Genomic DNA, 16,581 nt, shown 5'->3' on the forward strand with positions numbered 1-16,581 from the left:
TCACGGTCCCGCGCGGAGCGCACCTCCCGGATCTGTAGACGCGTCACCGACTCCACTCCCCCCAAGACCGCCTGACCGAGTGAGTTGCTTCTACGCAGGGCGTAGTACGCAACTCGCGTACACATCTTGCGTACTCGGGCTGCGCATGTCGACACCATTCGCCGGACGTCTCAACAAGCGGACGATAGAATCCCGGCATGCGAGTGGGAGCTCTTGAAGCCGAGCTACTCAACATCCTCTGGGCGCACCCGGAACCCATGACGGCGGCCGAGGTACACCGCGAGGTGTCGCGGACCCGCGAACTGGCCTACACCACCGTGTCCACGTCGCTGCAACGTATGGCCGGCAAGGGCCTAGTCCATCAGGATCGCTCCGAGCGAGCTCACCGCTTCGATGCGGTGTTGCGCCGTGAGGACATGATCCGGAACCTCGCCGAGGAGGCGATGGGACTCATCGGGACCCCCCCTGGCGCGCTGGTGGGATTCTTGGGACAGTTGGATCCTCACATGCGGAGCCAGTTGCGGTCCGCTCTCGACGCGATCGACGACAACACTCGGCGCGAGGGGGGCGGGAGAGGGAGCCACTGAATCTCCCGGGGGGAGGGGGATTGTGAAGAGCGCGAGCCTGGCAGCCGTCCTGACGTGCGGCGCGATGCTGCTCATCATGTGTGACTCGGGGCCGCTATGCCGGGTGGGCAGGCGCTACCTACTGGCCGGCCTCCTTGCGTTCAGTACGGCCTGGTGCTCACTCTCCTCTCTGGCGCGCGAGCCGGACCATGTCGCCTGGCCGTGGGTCGCACTGGTCGGCGCGGCCCCTGGACTAGTCTTCGTGGTGGCAGGTGTGGCCGCCCTCCGCTTCGGCTACTTGAGCATCCGATCCTCGCTATTCCTCCATCGGCACGTGAACGCCTTGATGCTCGCCTCCCGCCCACTGTCCTCTCATCCGGACGTGCGCGTACTGGAGACCGACCTGCCCGTCGCCTACTCGGTCCCTGGGTCCGGGATCATCGCCCTGTCCAGCAGCGTGCTCGACCGCCTCGACGATGAGCAGTTCGGGCTCGTCATCGCGCACGAGCGTGCCCACCTGCGTCTGCGCGATGACCGATGGCTGGTAGCCGCGTCCGCTTTCAGCCTGATAGCACCCCCGATGGCTCGGCGCCTGGCCCTGGCCGTCGAAGCGCGTGCCGATTGCCACGCGGTGCGCGGGACGACGACCGGAACGACCTCACTGCTGCGTATGGTCGAGGAGTGGCTGGGGCTGGCCGACTCCGCCCGGGATGACTTCGTCACGTCCCGCGGCTGCCGGCATGAAAATGGCTCGCCTCGGCACCCCCAGGGCCACACGTGGTGGCTGGCCCTCGCGGTGGGCGCCACCTGGGCGCTGGCGATGCCCTACACCCACCTCGTCACCGGCGTGTGAGCTCGTGCGGGTCAACCTGTCGTGACCGTCACCTCGTTGGACGTCGCCCTGGGTGTCGAGCCCCGTACGACGACCCGGTCAGGGTCAGTGTCGTCGACGCTGGCGAACGGCGCCAGCTGGGGTTCGTTGGACGCAGTTCGCGTGCGACGAGGCTGTCGAGAGCGGCATTGCTCAGGTCGGTGAGCGCGGCGGCGGCGACTCAACCGTCATCGCCTGTCTGGGGGTGAACCGGGCGGCGGCGAGACCGCAGGTTCCCACCGGGTCGCTCAGGCCTGCTGCTCCCGGCCCACCGGCACGTCGGCGACGAGCAGGTCGGCGAGCCGTGCCGCCTGCATGCGCAGGTCGGGGATCGCGGTGACCTCCCACTCCAGGCCGCGTCGTGCGGCTCCGAGGACGTGCAGCCGCGAGTCGGCCCTGCCATCCCGGCCCACGGGGTGCCCGTCGGGGTCCAGGTCGAGCCCGAGCCCCAGCCGGTGCGGTCGCACGACCCCCTGGTCCAGGAGCCGGTCCATCAGCGGGTTCCAACCGCGGGTCGGCACCGGTGTCGAGCCGGAGCAGTTCACCACCAGGTCCCAGGGGCCGTCGGGCTCGTCCTCCCGGGTGCGCACCTCGAGCACGCCGGTGGACTGCAGATGGGCGATGTGCCGGGCCATCAGCGGCGGCATCCGGTGCCGGGCGATCTCCCACACCCGCGCGAGCTCGTCGACGAACGACGCCTGCTCCTCCTCGGTGAAGCCCTGCCACAGCTCGTTGGCCGCCGCGCGCACCGAGTCCACCACGTCGCGCCAGTCGCCCCCGATGTCCGCCAGCTCCCGGGTCCGCTGCTCGATGCTCTCCAGCAGCTCGCTGAGCGAGGTGGTGCCCGGGTGGAAGATGTCGTGCAGCCGCAGGCTGCCGGGGGCGTGTGCCTGCGGCAGCAGGCCGTTGCGGGAGACCGCGGTGAACCGCAGGCTCGGGTCGGCGTCGTGGAGCACCGCGACCGTGTCGACCATGGTCAAGCCGGTCCCGACCAGCAGCACCCGGCGGGCGCCTCGGGCGCGCTCGACCAGATCGGGTGCCCAGGGGTCGGAGACGTACGGCGCCCCCGAGGCAGCCGCGCGGTCGGCGTACTTTTGCTGGTGGCGCGCCGGCGGGTTGCCCAGGGCGAGCACGACCTGGTCGGCGGCCAGGGTCTGCCCGTCGGCCAACCGCACGGTGTGGCGCTCGTCGATGTCGGTCACCGTCCCCTGGACGCGGCCCAGGGCCGACCCGTCGGGGACGTCGGCGGAGTCGAGGACATCGGCCAGGTAAGCGCCGTACAGCCCGCGACCGACGAAGCCGGTCGGCCCGATCTCCTCGCCGCGGTCCCGGCACCAGCGGACCAGATGGTCCGGGTCCCCCGGCACTGCGCTGAGCCGGGCGGCGAAGTTGTTGACGGTGTGCAGCGGATGGTGGGTGTCATAGGCCAGACCCGGCCCGAACCGGCCACTGCGCTCGACCAGCGTCACGTGCACCGGAGTGGCCGGCGTCGCCGCGCGCACCAGGTGCGCAGCCGCGATCGTGCCCGCTGCTCCCCCACCGACCACGACCACTCGGAGCGGCTGCGGCTGGTCCCTGTCGATCCCCGTCCACGTACTCATGGAGAAACTCTACTGAGTAACTAGACAAACACAAGGTTGACTCCGGCGCGGCGCCCGATCGCGCGCCCGCTACCCTGACGCGAGGTCCACGACACACGGAGGCGCCGAGATGGCGCTATCTCATATCTGAGATACGGTGGTGACATGACCGAGGACTACAAGGACCGGATCGGCAACCTGATCCGGGATGCCCGCAAGCACCGCGGCCTGACGCAGGCGCAGCTGGCCGAGCGGCTCGGCACCAGCCAGAGCGCGATCAACCGGATCGAGAAGGGGCACCAGAACCTCTCCCTGGAGATGGTCGCCCGGATCGGCGCGGCGTTGGACTCCGAGATCGTCGCGCTCGGCGCCGGTCCCACGCACCTGCGGGTCAGCGGACCCACGACTCTGTCCGGCGCGATCGACGTCAAGACCTCGAAGAACGCCGGCGTCGCGCTGCTGTGCGCCTCCCTGCTCAACCGCGGCCGCACGACGCTGCGCAAGGTCGCGCGGATCGAGGAGGTCAACCGCCTGCTGGAGGTGCTGAGCAGCCTGGGCGTGCAGACCCGCTGGCTCAACGACAACAACGACCTGGAGATCGTCCCGCCGGTCGACCTCAAGCTGGACGCGATCGACGAGGTCGCGGCCCGGCGTACCCGATCGGTGATCATGTTCCTCGGCCCCCTGCTCCACCGGGCCGAGCGCTTCGACCTCCCCTACGCCGGCGGCTGCAACCTGGGCACCCGCACCGTCGAGCCGCACATGTCGGCGCTGCGCCCGTTCGGCCTGGACGTGGTCGCCACCGACGGCTCCTACCACGCCAGCGTGCGCACCGGCACCGGTCCGGAGCGGGCCATCGTGCTGACCGAGCGCGGTGACACGGTCACGGAGAACGCGCTCATGGCGGCCGCCCTGCACCCCGGGACGACGGTGATCCGCAACGCGTCGTCGAACTACATGGTCCAGGACCTGTGCTTCTTCCTGCAGGCGCTCGGCGTGGACGTCGAGGGCGTCGGAAGCACCACGCTGACCGTCACCGGGCGCGACCAGATCGACGTGGACGTCGACTACGCGCCCAGCGAGGACCCGATCGAGGCGATGTCGCTGATCGCCGCCGCCGTGGTGACCGAGTCCGAGATCACGGTGCGGCGGGTGCCGATCGAGTTCATGGAGATCGAGCTCGCGCTGCTGGAGGAGATGGGCTTCTCCTACGAGCGCTCGCCGGAGTACGTCGCCGCCAACGGCCGTACCCGCCTTGTCGACATCACCACCAAGAAGTCGACCCTGCGCGCGCCGCTGGACAAGATCCACCCGATGCCGTTCCCCGGCCTCAACATCGACAACCTCCCGTTCTTCGCGGTGATCGCCGCGGTCGCCGACGGGCAGACCCTGCTGCACGACTGGGTCTATGAGAACCGGGCGATCTACCTCACCGAGCTGAACAAGCTGGGAGCGCAGGTGAAGCTGTTGGACCCGCACCGGGTGCTGGTCGAGGGGCCGACGCACTGGTCGGGCGCGGAGATCGTCTGCCCGCCGGCGCTGCGCCCGGCCGTGGTGATCCTGCTGGCGATGCTGGCCTCGAAGGGCACCTCGGTGCTGCGGTCGACCTACGTCATCCACCGCGGCTATGAGGACCTGGCCGAGCGGTTGAACCAGCTGGGCGCCAACATCGAGCCCTTCCGCGACATCTGAGGAGTGAGCCGGAGGTACCCCGAGCGGAGCGAGGTGTGCTGGAGGCGAGCCCCGCAGGATGGCGCGCAGAGGGGCCGCGACATCTGAGGAAACTGAGCAGCGGGGCTCAGGACGGGGCGGGGGTGCGCCGGTGATACTTCTCGCGTGACGACACCCGAGCGACCCTCCGACTCCCGCGCTGCGGCGCCGCGGACCGGCCGTGCCTACCTGGACGCGGTGCTGGACCCGCCCGGCTCCGTGTTGGCCCTGGCCCACCGCGGAGGGGCGGGGCACCCGGAGCTGGATGGCCTGGAGAACACCCTCACGGCGTTCCGGCACGCCGTCGACGCCGGATATGACTACCTCGAGACCGACGTGCACGTGACCGCCGACGGCGTTCTGCTGGCCTTCCACGACTCGGTCCTGGACCGGGTCAGCGATCATCGGGGTGCGGTGGAGGACCTGACGTACGACGAGATCCGGCGCGCCCGGATCGGCGGGCACGAGAGGATCCCGACGCTGGCCGAGCTCTTCGACGCCTTCCCCGACGCGCGCTTCAACATCGATGTGAAGTCCGAGGCGTCGGTCGAGGCGCTGGCGGAGTTCCTCGACGAGCGGGACGCCTGGGACCGGGTGCTGGTCGGCTCCTTCTCCCACCGGCGGCTGCGCCGCTTCCGCCGGCTCACCCACGGCCGGGTCGCCACCTCGGCGAGCCCGTGGGAGGTGGCCGCCTGGGTGCTGCTGCCGGAGTCGCTGGCCCGGAGGGCCGCTGGCGGGCCGGACGCCTTCCAGGTGCCCCACCGGCGCGGCCCGCTCACTGTCGCCGGCCGCCGGCTGGTCGGTCGGGCCCACCGGGCGGGCAAGCACGTGCACGTGTGGACCGTCGACGACCCCACCGAGATGCGTGAGCTGATCGACGTCGGCGTGGACGGTCTGGTGACCGACCGGACCGACGTACTCAAGACCGAGCTGGAGCAGGCCGGCAAGTGGAGGGGGCAAGCATGAGCGAGAAGGTCACCGGCATCGCCGACCTGAGCCCGCTGTGGCGGGCCAAGGAGCAGAAGGCGTGGTACTGGTACGACTGGGCCAACAGCGCCTACGTCACCACGATCGCGACGGTCCTCTTCGCGCCCTACCTGATCGGCGTCGCCGAGGCGGCGGCGGTGAACAACCGGGTGAGCGTGCTGGGCCTGCAGGTCGCGCCGGGCTCGCTGCCGTCGTACCTGGTCACGTTCTCCACCATCCTGTCCGCGATCGCGCTGCCGCCGCTCGGGGCGATGATGGACCGCACGGAGAAGAAGAAGCAGTGGCTGGCCGGCTTCGCGTGGGTGGGCGCGGCGTTCGCGTCGCTGCTGTTCTTCGCCCGGGGTGACAACTGGGAGATCGGCGCCGTCGCGATCATCGGGGCCAACCTGTGCCTGGCCGCGTCCATGGTCGTCAACGACTCGATCCTCCCGCTGATCTCCACCGAGCACGAGCGCGATCGCGTCTCCTCGCGAGGGTGGGCATGGGGCTACCTCGGCGGCGGTCTGCTGCTGGCGCTGAACCTGGCCCTCGTCGTGGTCCTCCCCTTCGGCCTCAGCGAGGCGGAGGCCGCGCGGATCAGCATGCTGTCCGCGGCGATCTGGTGGGCGGCGTTCACGCTCATCCCGTTCTTCGGTCTGAGCAACCACCCTCCCGCCGACGTCGAGCCGGTGTCGGGCAACGCCTTCGTGCGCAGCTTCGGACAGCTCTTCCAGACGCTGAAGGAGATGAAGAACTATCCGATGGCGCTGACCTTCCTGCTCGCCTACCTGTTCTTCAACGACGGGATCCAGACCGTGATCGCGTCGTCGTCGACCTATGGCGCGGAACAGCTCGGCTTCGGGCAGGGTGTTCTGATCGCAACCATCCTGCTCGTCCAGTTCGTGGCCTTCGGCGGCGCCCTCCTGTTCGGCAGACTGGCGGCCCGCATCGGCGCGAAGCGGACGATCCTGGGCGGGCTGGCGACCTGGATGGTGATCGTGACCGCGGCCCTGTTCCTGCCCGAGGGCGAGGTGGCGCCATTCCTGGTGCTCGGCGTCGCGATCGGCATCGTGCTGGGCGGGACCCAGGCGCTGGCCAGGTCCTACTTCTCCCTGCTGATCCCGCGGGGCAAGGAGGCGGAGTACTTCAGCTTCTATCACGCGATGGACCGCGGCACCTCGTGGTTCGGGACGCTGGTGTTCGGTCTGGTCTACCAGTTCACCGGCTCCTACCGGCCGGCCATCTTCGCGCTCATCGTGTTCTTCGCCCTCGGCGGGCTGCTGCTGATGAGGGTCGACACGGCCCGCGGGATCCGCGAGGCCGGGAACGACGTCCCCGCCGTGGTGTGAGCCCCCGGCGCCGCCCCGATGGGCGCGGGCGTCCATTTCCCAGGTAGTCGTGCCGCGGCGTCGCCGTACTTGGTGAATTTGCCCCGTACAGCGACGGCACAGCGTGACTACCTGGGAAATGAACGCCACCGCGGCGCCGGCGAGAGCCAGCCAACCCACCCGAAAGTGTGATTGTGACCCACCTCATCGGGGCCAGGCGGAACGGATGGGGGCGGAGTAACGTTGAACAGTCCGAGGTCGATTCCCCCCGATGCGAGATCCGCGTCATGAGACCTCCGCCTCCCCGTCACATGGGTGAGGCACGGACGAACAAGACTGGAGGTTGCCCCATGGCAGAACGGACGCTTCGTGGAGCGCGGCTCGGAGGCCAGAGCTTCGAGGACGAGCGCGGCGTCGAGTTCGCTGCGCGTCAGCAGGTGGGCTACCGCTGCCCGCAGGGCCACGAGTTCGAGATCACGATGTCGGTCGAGGCTGAGGTCCCGGCCGTCTGGGAGTGCCCCCGCTGTGGCCAGGAGAGCCTGAGCACGCAGGGCATCGAGAAGGAGGAGAAGGCCGAGAAGCCGGCACGTACCCACTGGGACATGCTGCTCGAGCGCCGCTCGGAGAAGGAGCTGGAGGAGATCCTCAAGGAGCGCCTCCAGCTGCTGCGCGACGGTGAGATCGGCCCCGCCCACCTGCACCGCGCGAACCAGCGCAAGCGCAAGAGCGCCTGACGCTCATGCGAGCGCGACGCTAGTCGTCGATCACCTCGCCCCGGACCACCGGGCCGTCCTCCGGCCCAGGTCGTCCGGGGCGTTGTGCGTTCGGGCCCGAGCGGCCCGAGGGATAGGTGCCCACCCCAGCCACGAGCAGGCGGCGCGTCACCAGCCGGGTGAGGACCCGGCGCGCGATCGGCCGGGTGAAGGGCAGGATCAGCAGCAGCGCGGCCAGGTCGGTCACGAATCCCGGCGTGAGCATCAACGTGCCGCCGATCAGGATCAGCGCGCCGTCGGCGAGCTCGCCGGCGGGCATCCGCCCGCTGCTCAGGGCCGTCGTCAGGGCACGGAACGCCCGGCGCCCCTCGCGCTTGACCAGCCAGGCGCCGAGGAGCGAGTCGGCGACGAGCAGCGCGATGGTCCACCAGGCGCCGATGACCTGGCCGACCTGGATGATCGCCCAGATCTCCACCAGGGGCACCACGACGAACGCCAGCACCATGAACCACATGGACAGGCGGGTACGGCGGGCCCTCATGACCGTCCTCCTCGCTGCTCGGCCCACCGCTCGACCTGGCGCCGCCGCTCGGCCAGCCCCCACGCGGTGATCCGCTTGAGCGACTCGACGGCCACGGCCCCGCTCATCTTGGACTCGCCGTACTCCCGCTCGACGAAGCTGATCGGCACCTCGACCACCCGCAGCCCGGCCTGCACCGCCCGGTGCGCCAGCTCGGTCTGGAAGACGTAGCCCGTGGAGCGGATGCTGGACAGGTCGATCGTCTCCAGCGCGCTCCGTCGGTAGACCCGGAACCCGGCGGTGGCGTCCTTCAGGCGGAGGCCCAGGAGCAGCCGGACGTAGAGGTTGCCGCCCCGGGAGAGCACCTGGCGGCTCAGCGGCCAGTTGACCACCTCTCCCCCGCGCACGTAGCGCGCGCCAATCACGACGTCGGCGTCGCGCAGGGCGGCCAGCAGCCGGCCGAGCTGGTCGGGCCGGTGCGAGCCGTCGGCGTCCATCTCGCCGACGACGTCGAAGCCCGCGTCCAGGGCGACCTGGAAGCCGTGGAGGTACGCCGCGCCCAGGCCGGCCTTCTCCCGGCGGTGCACGACCCGCACGTGGTCGTCGGCCGCCGCCAGCTTGTCGGCGACCTCGCCGGTGCCGTCGGGTGAGCCGTCGTCGACCACGAGCACGTGCACGTCCGGCTGCGCGGCGCGCAGCTCGCCGACCACCCGCTCGATGTTGTCGACCTCGTCGTAGGTGGGGATGACCATGCACTCGGTGCCGAGGTCGCGGTCACCCGCAGGGGGCATGGTCACGGTCGTCCTTCACGTTCCGGGGTGGGGCCGGCCGGCACCAGGGCCCGTGGGCTCGCGGGCGGCTCGGCATCGGCTCGCCCCCGACGATACGTCACGCCGCCACGACGCAGGGCGACCGCCGCGAGCGCCAGCAGCGCCACCAGCCAGGAGAGCCGGGCCGGCCAGGCGCCGAGCCGGACGGCGGGGGTGACCTGGCTGACCAGCGGCACGGTCTCGGTCAGCGAGGTCCGGGTGCGGATCGGCGCCTGCGCCCGGACCTCGCCGTCGGGGCCGATCACCCCGCTGATCCCGTTGGTCGAGGCGACCGCCAGCGACCGGCCGGAGGCGAGCGCCCGCAGCCGGGTGATCTCGAACTGCTGGTCGATCTGGTGGGTCCGGATGAACATCGCGTTGCTGGTCTGCACCGTGATCAGCTCCGCGCCGGCACCGACCTGGCGGGTGAAGACGTCGTCGTAGGCGACGTCGAAGCAGATCGCGTCGGCCACCCTGATGCCGCCGATCCGCAGCGGAGTCTCGCGCCGGCCGGGCGCCATGTCGCGGCTGATCTCGGTCAGCCGGCCGAAGTTCTCGAACTCCTTCATCGGGCCCTTGCCGCGCCAGGGGATGTACTCCCCGAACGGGACGGGGTGGCTCTTGCTGTAGCGCTCGGTGGCGCCCACCTCCGGACGCCAGACGATGCCCTGGTTGAGCACGGTGCCGGGCTCCGCGCCGTCCACGAGCGCTCCCACCAGGATCGGCACGCCCACCGCCTGGGACGCGGCCGTGATGGTCGCCCGGATGTCGGCATTGGCGAAGGGGTCGACGGCCGTGGAGTTCTCCGGCCAGAGCACGAAGTCGGGCTCCGGGGACCGGCCGGCCGCGACGTCGGCGGCGATCCGCTCGGTGACGATGCGCTGGTTCTCCGTCACCTGGCGGTGGTCCAGCAGCACGTTGGTCCCGTCGCCGGGGACATCGCCCTGCACGACCGCGACGGTGGCCGAGCCCACCCGCTCGGGCTGGTACGGCGCCAGCACGGGGCCGACGGTCACCAGGGCCAGCGCGACCGCCACTCCGGCCGCGAGACCGGGGCGTCGCCACCCTCCGGCGACGGCCCAGGCGAGCGCGGACCCGGTGAGGGCGAGGAGGAAGGAGACGCCGGTGAAGCCGGCGTACGGCAGCATCTGCGCCCACCAGGTGTCCGCGACGCCGTAGGAGACGCGACCCCAGGGCATCCCGCCGAAGGGCCAGGTGGTGCGCACCGACTCCACCGCCACCCACACCGCAGCGGTCCACAGCGGCCACCAGCGCAGCCGCTGGACCGTGGCCAGGGCGCTGCCCAGCGGGGCGAAGAAGAGCGGCTCGACCAGACTGATCCCGATCCAGGCGTCGGTGCCGATCGCGGTCATCCAGTGCTGGAGCCAGGTCATGAACACCAGCCCGAACACCAGCCCCGGCCACCAGGCGCGGCGGGCCGGGAGCCCGCGGACGGAGAGCACGAGCCCGGCGAGCGCGAACGGGATCAGCAGCCGGATCGCTGCCGGCTCGAAGGCCAGGGTGAGGGCCGCGCCGCTGCCCAGGGCGAGGAGGGTCCGGAGCAGCACGCTTCCACGGTACCGGTGGGGTCCGACCGCCCGGCAGGACAGGCGGGAGACCTCCGAGACCTTCGGACCACCCCGCCACCGACGGGCTGCCGCTGGAGGGAGTGTTGTCTAGGGGACCCGGGGGTCTCCCGCCTCCGTCCTCGCGGTGCGAGACCGACCTCCGTGGACTCGGGTCACTGCTCATCCGTGGCGCGGATGGTGCGACTCGACCACTCGGACGTCGGTCCGCTGACCGCTACTGCGTGGACGGACTTCGGGATACCTTCGATGCCCGCTCGGCCGGGTGTCAACCGGCCGCTGACCTGCGGCTACGCGCGTCCTCGCAGGTCAGGAGGGGGTCGTCCGCGCCGTACTTTCCGAGACTTTTTCTGATTTCCCGGCGTGTCGTCCGCTGGTCGGACGCCGACGTGCCGTAGCAGGGTTGCCCTGCTCGGTGCCGGTGGTGTCAGGGCCGGGGTGGGACGACGACCACGCCGGTCGCGGTGGTGGCCAGCAGCGGCGGGTCGAGTACGGCGGCCGCGCCGGGCCGCTCGTCCGTGGCCGCGCCGCGCGCGACCACGTGCACCGCGAACTCCATCGTCCGGCTGCGGGTGCCTACCCGCACCAGCTCGCAGCTGACCTCGAGCACGTCGCCGGCCCGCACGGCCTCGCGGAACTGCACGTCGGAGTAGGACGCGAACAGCCCCTCGTCCCCGTCGGTGAGGATGCTGAGGTCGGTGGCCACGTCGCCGAAGAGCTTGAGGCTGTAGGCGCCGTCGACGAGGTTCCCGGCGTAGTGGGCGTCGGAGTAGGGCACGTAGCGACGGTGCACCACGCGGGTTCCGGGCTCGGCGGTCATGAGGCGGTCCTCTCGGCGGTCGGGGCGAGGCGGTGGACGAGGTAGGAGGCGACCTCGCCGGGCGTCGTACCCCGGCTGAAGACCCGGTCCACGCCCAGGTCGGCCGCCGCGCTCTCGGAGAAGCGCGGGCCGCCGACGACCAGCAGCGGGCGTTGGTCGGCGGGGTAGGACTCCCGGAACGCGGCCGACATCTCGCGGGTGTTGAGCAGGTGGGCGTCGCGCTGGGTGACGACCTGGGAGACCAGGACGGCGTCGGCCCGCTCGGCGCGGGCCCGCTCGACGAGCTCGGGCACCGACACCTGGGCGCCGAGGTTCACCACCTTGACCTCGCGGTAGTACTCCAGCCCCTTCTCCCCCGCGAAGCCCTTGATGTTGAGGATCGCGTCGATGCCGACGGTGTGCGCGTCGGTGCCGATGCAGGCGCCCACGACGACCAGGCGCCGGCGGAGCGACTCCTTGATCGCGGCGTTCGCCTCCTTGGGCGTGAGCAGCGGGTAGTCGCGCTCCACGACCTCGACCTTGTCCGGCTCCACGAGGTGGTTCACCCGGCCGTAGACGACGAAGAAGGTGAAGCCCTCCCCCATCGGCTTGGCGTGCACGACCAGCGCAGGGTCCATGCCCATCTTGGTGGCCAGTTGCAGCGCGGCGCCCTCGGCGACCTTGGAGTGCGGCATGGGCAGGGTGAAGCTGACCTGCACCATCCCGTCGCCGGTGGTGTCGCCGTACGGACGGATCGGCCCGCCGACGCCGGTGGTCGAGCCTGCGCCCTCGGTGGTCAAGCCTGCGCCCTCGGTGGTCGAGCTTGCGCCCTCGGTGGTCGAGCCTGCGCCCTCGGTGGTCGAGCTTGTCGAGACCATCACGCCTCCTCCAGGATCTCGGTCGCGGGGTTGTAGAAGCCCTCGGAGCGCTCGAAGACGCCGTCCAGGCCCTTGCCGCCCTCGGGGGGCCGCTTCATCAGGCCGAACGTGCCGTCGGCGATCGCCGCGAGCAGCGGCGGGTGGCCGGCCGGGTCGGAGTCGGCGGCGATCTCCTCCATCAGGGTCATCGCCTCCCCGAGGACCTGCCGTGCCCGCTCCTGGATGAAGCCGCCGGGCTGCGGGTGGAAGTCCTCGTGCAGGTTGCCGGCGGCGTTCATCACGTAGCGCACGTTCTGCAGCGCCAGGTCGCGGTCGGAGAGCCAGGGCGTGACCACGGCCTCGGTCATCATCCCGACCAGCAGGATCCCCTGGTCGGTCAGGGCGCCGACCAGGTTGAAGAAGCCGTCGAGGAGGTAGCCGCGGAAGATGTCTCCGCTCATGTGCCGGGTCGGCGGCATCCACTTCAGCGGCGCGTACGGGAAGAGGTCGCGGGCGAGCATCGCGTGCGCGAGCTCCATCCGGAAGCTGTCCGGCACGTCCGGGTCGATCTCGAACGCGTGCCCCAGGCCGAGCTGCCAGTCCTCGAGGCCGGCCTCCTTGGCGAAGTACTCGTTGAGCAGCTGGCTGGTGGTGACCGTGTGCGCGGCCTCCACGGCGTCGGCGGTGGTGAGGTAGTTGTCCTCACCGGTGTTGATGATGATGCCCGCGCGCGCGTGCACCTGGCGGCTGAAGCGCTGGTCGACGAAGGTACGGATCGGGTTGATGTCGCGGAAGAGGATGCCGTACATCGAGTCGTTGAGCATCATGTCCAGCCGCTCCATGCCCGCCAGCGCCGCGATCTCGGGCATGCACAGCCCGGAGGCGTAGTTCGTCAGCCGGATGTAGCGGCCGAGCTCGCGGGAGGTCTCGTCCAGCGCCGCCCGCATCAGCCGGAAGTTCTCCTGGGTGGCGTAGGTGCCGGCGAAGCCCTCCCGGGTCGCGCCCTCGGGCACGAAGTCGAGCAGGCTCTGGCCGGTCGAGCGGATCACCGCGATCACGTCCGCGCCCTCGCGGGCCGCCGCCTGCGCCTGCGGGATGTCCTCGTAGATGTCGCCGGTCGCCACGATCAGGTAGATCCACGGCTTCCGCGGCGCGTCGCCGACCTCGGCGATCAGCCGGTCCCGCTCGGTGCGCCGCTGGTCCATCAGGGCGATCCCGCCGCCGACGGCCGCGCGGGCGGCCCCACGGGCGCGGTCCGCGTCGGCCCCGGTGGGCAGCCGGAAGCTCACACTGCCGACCGACGCCTTCTGGGCCAGCTCGGCCAGGTCGGCGGCCTCCCCGCGCGCCAGGGCGTCCCAGACGGGCAGCGCCACGCCGTGCGCGAGCCCGCCGTCCTCGGCGAGGTCGGCGCGCACCACGTCGGCCAGCCGGTTCACCCACGGGGTGCCCTCGGCGTCGGCGCCGGCGAGGCCGGCCAGGCGCAGCGTCGCGCGCTCGACCGAGACGGTGGTGTGGGCGCGGGCCAGGTCGACGATGGGTCGCCCGGCCCGCTCGGCAAGCTCGCGCGCCCGCTGGACGTCGGCGACGTCCAGCTCGAGACGCCCGGTGGTCTGGCTGCTCATGAGGGGTCCTCCTCGTGGATGATCCGGCCGGCGGCCAGGGTCAGGCGCAGGCGGGGAAGGTCGGTGTCGGGAGCCAGCACCGGCAGGCCGGCCTCGGCTCCGGCGGGCAGGTGCCAGGCGGCGAGGTCGGCGGGCGCGCCCACCTCCACGCGTCCTCGGTCGGTGTGGCCCGCCGCCCGCCAGCCGCCAACGGTGTGGGCGGTGACGGCGGTGTGCGGGTCCAGGCGCTGCTCCGCCTCGTGATGGAGTACGGCGGACCGCACGGCCGCCCAGGGGCGCACCGGGGTGACCGGCGAGTCCGAGCCGAGGGCCAGCGCCACGCCCGCGTCCGCGAGGGACCGCAGCGGGTTCATCCCCTGCCAGCGCGCGCCCAGCCGCTCGGCGTACATCTGCTCCGGCCCGCCCCACAGGGCGTCGAACATCGGCTGCACGCTGGCGGTCACGCCGAGCTCGGCGAGCGTGGCGATGACCTCGGTGCTGGGCATCTCCACGTGCTCCAGCCGGTGCCGGGCCGCCCGGATCGCCTCGGGCCCCGCCGTCGAGGCCGCGCGCCGGAAGCCCTCCGCGACCGCGTCCATGGCCGCGTCGCCGATGCAGTGGAAGCCCGCCTGCAGGCCGGACTCCGTGCACAGCAGCACGTGCTCGGCGATCTCCTCGGCGGTGAGATAGGCGTGCCCGGTGGTGCCGGGCGCGTCGGTGTAGGGCTGGTGCAGGCAGGAGGTGCGCGAGCCCACCGCGCCGTCCACGTTGAGGTCACCGGCCAGCCCGGCCACCCCCAGTCGCTGCGCGGCGTCCAGCGCGCCGGCCTCGCCCCAGTAGAGCGTGGCGTGCAGCCCGGTCTCCTCGGCGGCCTGGCGCACCAGGTCGAGCTCGTACTCCGGGCCGATGTGCGGGGCGGCGTTCTCGTGGAAGGCCACCACCCCCTGGCGGGCCATCAGCCGGCACGCGGCGCGGGCGGCGTCCAGCCGCTGGTCGGGGCCGATGAGCGTGGCGAGCACGACCCGGACGGCGTGCGACGCCTCGCGGACCACGCGGCCGTCGTCGCTCCAGCCGTCCATCGACTCCAGGCCCGGCACGGAGGCGGTCAGCGCCGGGGACAGCACCGAGGAGTGCCCGTCGACCCGGGTGAGGATCACTCGCGCGTCCGGCGCGGCCCGCTCGACCTCCGCGGCGGTCGGGGGTGTGGCGTCCGGCCAGAGGGTCTCGTCCCAACCCTGCCCGACGATCACCGTGCCGTCGGCCGCGCGGGCGGCGTGCCCGGCCAGCCGGTCGAGCGCCTCTTCTCGGGTCCGGCTGCCGGTGAGGTCCAGCCCGGTCTCGGCGAACCCGGTCTGCACGGCGTGCAGGTGCGCGTCCACGAAGCCGGGGCCGAGCCAGGCACCGCCCAGGTCGATCGCGCGGTCGGCGTCGGCCCAGGCCGACGCCCCGTCCTCGTCGCCGATCCACGCGACCCGGCCGTCCTCGACGGCCACCGCGGACGGCGTCGTCGGGGAGTCCTCGTCCGGAGGGAGCGTGGTGTGGACGCGGGCGTTGCGGAGGAGGATGCGGGTCACGGCTCCAGTCTCCCCTCGAACAGGGACCGGACGCCCTCCTCGGCGCGCAGGAGGTCCAGGGCGAATGCCGCGTGGCCGGGGACGTAGCCGTTGCCCACCAGCATCCGCACGTCGGCCGCGAGCCCCTCGGCCCCCAGCGCCGCCGCGGAGAACGAGGTGGCCATGGAGAAGAAGATCACCGTGCCGCCCTCGGCGGTGGCCAGGATCGCGCCGCCCTCGCAGCCGGGTACGTCGACGCACACGACCGTCACGTCCGCCGGTCCGCCCGCGCCGGCGACCGCGTCGCGGAGCGCCACCGGGTCCGTGGCGTCGGCCAGCACGACCTCGTCGGCCAGGCCGGTCGCCTTGAGCAGGGTGGCCTCGCGCTCGTTCGGTACGACCCCGATGGTGCGGGCCGCGCCGGCCCGGCGGGCCGCGGCCAGGCTGAGCGAGCCGGACTTCCCGGCCCCGCCGACCACGGCGACGGTCGGCCGCCCGGAGGCGCCGTACTCCTCCACGACGCGGGCGGTCAGCGCCGGCGCGCCGCAGACGTCCATGACCGCCAGGCTCAGCGCGGGGTCCAGGTCGTCGGGGATGACGGCGGCGATCGAGCGGCCGAACAGGACGGCGTACCCGTCGCACGGCACCTGCTCCGAGCGCCCGTCCCAGCCGGCGAGCCCGTCCTCGATCACCAGCGGGGTGAGGGTGAGGGAGACCAGCGTGGCGACACGGTCCCCGACCTGCAGGCCGAGCGGCGACTCGGGGCCGACCTCCTCGACCGTGCCGACCAGCATCCCGCCGGACCCGGTCTCGGGGTTCTGCATCTTCCCGCGCGAGGCCACGATGTCGAGGACCGCGGCGCGCACCCGGTCTCCGTCCCCGTCGTGGGTGCGCTCGAGCTGGCGGAAGGACGCGGCGTCCAGGTTGAGCCGCTCGGTGCGGATCCGCACCTCGTCGGGCCACAGCTCCCGGGCGGTGTCGAGCCGCTGGGCCGCCTGCGGGAGCACCAGTCGGTCGTCGAGGACCCGGTGCAGGCCGGTCGGATCGCTGGGACGGCGCGCCATGGTGAGATTCCTTCGCTTCAGAACGGTGCTGACGGGAAATCGTGCGGCGTTGCGTTGG

At 71.9% G+C, this 16,581-nt stretch carries 15 protein-coding genes; 6 read left to right on the top strand and 9 right to left on the bottom strand.

Annotated features, from left to right (window positions below):
* Positions 1-197: 197 nt before the first annotated feature.
* Together K8W59_RS08650 and K8W59_RS08655 are read left to right on the top strand one after the other, a co-directional pair.
* The gene (locus tag K8W59_RS08650) at positions 198-587 is read left to right on the top strand and encodes a BlaI/MecI/CopY family transcriptional regulator (protein ID WP_223399443.1); all 390 of its coding nucleotides are present in this window, start codon (positions 198-200) and stop codon (positions 585-587) included.
* Between the two features lie 22 nt (positions 588-609).
* Positions 610-1,419, top strand: coding sequence for a M48 family metalloprotease (locus K8W59_RS08655; protein WP_223399444.1), 810 nt, complete (start codon positions 610-612; stop codon positions 1,417-1,419).
* Between the two features lie 266 nt (positions 1,420-1,685).
* On the opposite strand, the gene K8W59_RS08660 is transcribed toward K8W59_RS08655, so the two are convergent.
* Positions 1,686-3,038, bottom strand: a complete 1,353-nt coding sequence (locus K8W59_RS08660; protein ID WP_223399445.1) for an FAD/NAD(P)-binding protein — start codon at positions 3,036-3,038, stop codon at positions 1,686-1,688.
* Positions 3,039-3,182: 144 nt separating this feature from the next.
* On the opposite strand from K8W59_RS08660, the gene K8W59_RS08665 reads away from it, so the two are divergent.
* The 4 genes from K8W59_RS08665 to K8W59_RS08680 all read left to right on the top strand — a co-directional run bounded on the left by K8W59_RS08665 (position 3,183) and on the right by K8W59_RS08680 (position 7,755).
* Positions 3,183-4,709, top strand: coding sequence for a UDP-N-acetylglucosamine 1-carboxyvinyltransferase (locus K8W59_RS08665; protein ID WP_223399446.1), 1,527 nt, complete (start codon positions 3,183-3,185; stop codon positions 4,707-4,709).
* A gap of 237 nt (positions 4,710-4,946) precedes the next feature.
* Positions 4,947-5,693, top strand: coding sequence for a glycerophosphodiester phosphodiesterase (locus K8W59_RS08670; RefSeq protein ID WP_223399771.1), 747 nt, complete (start codon positions 4,947-4,949; stop codon positions 5,691-5,693).
* Entirely contained in the window at positions 5,690-7,042 is a 1,353-nt protein-coding gene (locus tag K8W59_RS08675) for an MFS transporter (RefSeq protein ID WP_223399447.1), read from the top strand. The genes K8W59_RS08670 and K8W59_RS08675 overlap by 4 nt, the downstream gene beginning before the upstream one ends.
* 329 nt (positions 7,043-7,371) lie before the next feature.
* The gene (locus K8W59_RS08680) at positions 7,372-7,755 is read left to right on the top strand and encodes an RNA polymerase-binding protein RbpA (RefSeq protein ID WP_223399448.1); all 384 of its coding nucleotides are present in this window, start codon (positions 7,372-7,374) and stop codon (positions 7,753-7,755) included.
* Between the two features lie 19 nt (positions 7,756-7,774).
* Here K8W59_RS08680 and K8W59_RS08685 read toward each other — a convergent pair whose 3' ends face one another.
* The 8 genes from K8W59_RS08685 to kdd all read right to left on the bottom strand — a co-directional run bounded on the left by K8W59_RS08685 (position 7,775) and on the right by kdd (position 16,523).
* A complete protein-coding gene (locus tag K8W59_RS08685; RefSeq protein WP_223399449.1) occupies positions 7,775-8,275 on the bottom strand; it encodes an FxsA family protein in 501 nt (166 codons plus the stop codon).
* Positions 8,272-9,045 carry a polyprenol monophosphomannose synthase gene (locus K8W59_RS08690; protein ID WP_223399772.1) on the bottom strand — a complete coding sequence of 258 codons (774 nt, stop codon included), beginning with the start codon at positions 9,043-9,045 and terminating at the stop codon, positions 8,272-8,274. The genes K8W59_RS08685 and K8W59_RS08690 overlap by 4 nt, the downstream gene beginning before the upstream one ends.
* Positions 9,046-9,047: 2 nt before the next feature.
* Positions 9,048-10,631, bottom strand: coding sequence for an apolipoprotein N-acyltransferase (gene lnt / locus K8W59_RS08695; protein WP_223399450.1), 1,584 nt, complete (start codon positions 10,629-10,631; stop codon positions 9,048-9,050).
* 445 nt (positions 10,632-11,076) lie between these two features.
* The gene (gene kal / locus K8W59_RS08700; RefSeq protein ID WP_223399451.1) at positions 11,077-11,469 is read right to left on the bottom strand and encodes a 3-aminobutyryl-CoA ammonia lyase; all 393 of its coding nucleotides are present in this window, start codon (positions 11,467-11,469) and stop codon (positions 11,077-11,079) included.
* Entirely contained in the window at positions 11,466-12,326 is an 861-nt protein-coding gene (gene kamE / locus K8W59_RS08705; RefSeq protein ID WP_223399452.1) for a lysine 5,6-aminomutase subunit beta, read from the bottom strand. Before kamE ends, kal begins: the two co-directional genes overlap by 4 nt.
* Positions 12,326-13,927: a lysine 5,6-aminomutase subunit alpha gene (kamD, locus tag K8W59_RS08710; protein WP_223399453.1), complete on the bottom strand. Its 1,602-nt coding sequence runs from the start codon at positions 13,925-13,927 to the stop codon at positions 12,326-12,328. Before kamD ends, kamE begins: the two co-directional genes overlap by 1 nt.
* Entirely contained in the window at positions 13,924-15,480 is a 1,557-nt protein-coding gene (locus tag K8W59_RS08715; RefSeq protein ID WP_223399454.1) for an amidohydrolase, read from the bottom strand. The genes kamD and K8W59_RS08715 overlap by 4 nt, the downstream gene beginning before the upstream one ends.
* Positions 15,477-16,523 carry an L-erythro-3,5-diaminohexanoate dehydrogenase gene (gene kdd, locus K8W59_RS08720; RefSeq protein ID WP_223399455.1) on the bottom strand — a complete coding sequence of 349 codons (1,047 nt, stop codon included), beginning with the start codon at positions 16,521-16,523 and terminating at the stop codon, positions 15,477-15,479. The genes K8W59_RS08715 and kdd overlap by 4 nt, the downstream gene beginning before the upstream one ends.
* Between the last annotated feature and the right edge of the window lie 58 nt (positions 16,524-16,581).

It is taken from the genome of Nocardioides rotundus, assembly GCF_019931675.1.
GTDB classification, from domain to species: Bacteria; Actinomycetota; Actinomycetes; order Propionibacteriales; family Nocardioidaceae; genus Nocardioides; species Nocardioides rotundus.

What these genes read in the sequence shown, in the direction of transcription:
- kdd (WP_223399455.1), bottom strand. Translation starts at nt 16,523, where the DNA reads ATGGCGCGCCGTCCCAGCGATCCGACCGGCCTGCACCGGGTCCTCGAC.
- kamE (WP_223399452.1), bottom strand. Translation starts at nt 12,326, where the DNA reads ATGGTCTCGACAAGCTCGACCACCGAGGGCGCAGGCTCGACCACCGAG.
- K8W59_RS08675 (WP_223399447.1), top strand. Translation starts at nt 5,690, where the DNA reads ATGAGCGAGAAGGTCACCGGCATCGCCGACCTGAGCCCGCTGTGGCGG.
- kamD (WP_223399453.1), bottom strand. Translation starts at nt 13,927, where the DNA reads ATGAGCAGCCAGACCACCGGGCGTCTCGAGCTGGACGTCGCCGACGTC.
- K8W59_RS08690 (WP_223399772.1), bottom strand. Translation starts at nt 9,045, where the DNA reads ATGCCCCCTGCGGGTGACCGCGACCTCGGCACCGAGTGCATGGTCATC.
- kal (WP_223399451.1), bottom strand. Translation starts at nt 11,469, where the DNA reads ATGACCGCCGAGCCCGGAACCCGCGTGGTGCACCGTCGCTACGTGCCC.
- K8W59_RS08685 (WP_223399449.1), bottom strand. Translation starts at nt 8,275, where the DNA reads ATGAGGGCCCGCCGTACCCGCCTGTCCATGTGGTTCATGGTGCTGGCG.
- K8W59_RS08650 (WP_223399443.1), top strand. Translation starts at nt 198, where the DNA reads ATGCGAGTGGGAGCTCTTGAAGCCGAGCTACTCAACATCCTCTGGGCG.
- K8W59_RS08665 (WP_223399446.1), top strand. Translation starts at nt 3,183, where the DNA reads ATGACCGAGGACTACAAGGACCGGATCGGCAACCTGATCCGGGATGCC.
- K8W59_RS08680 (WP_223399448.1), top strand. Translation starts at nt 7,372, where the DNA reads ATGGCAGAACGGACGCTTCGTGGAGCGCGGCTCGGAGGCCAGAGCTTC.
- K8W59_RS08660 (WP_223399445.1), bottom strand. Translation starts at nt 3,038, where the DNA reads ATGAGTACGTGGACGGGGATCGACAGGGACCAGCCGCAGCCGCTCCGA.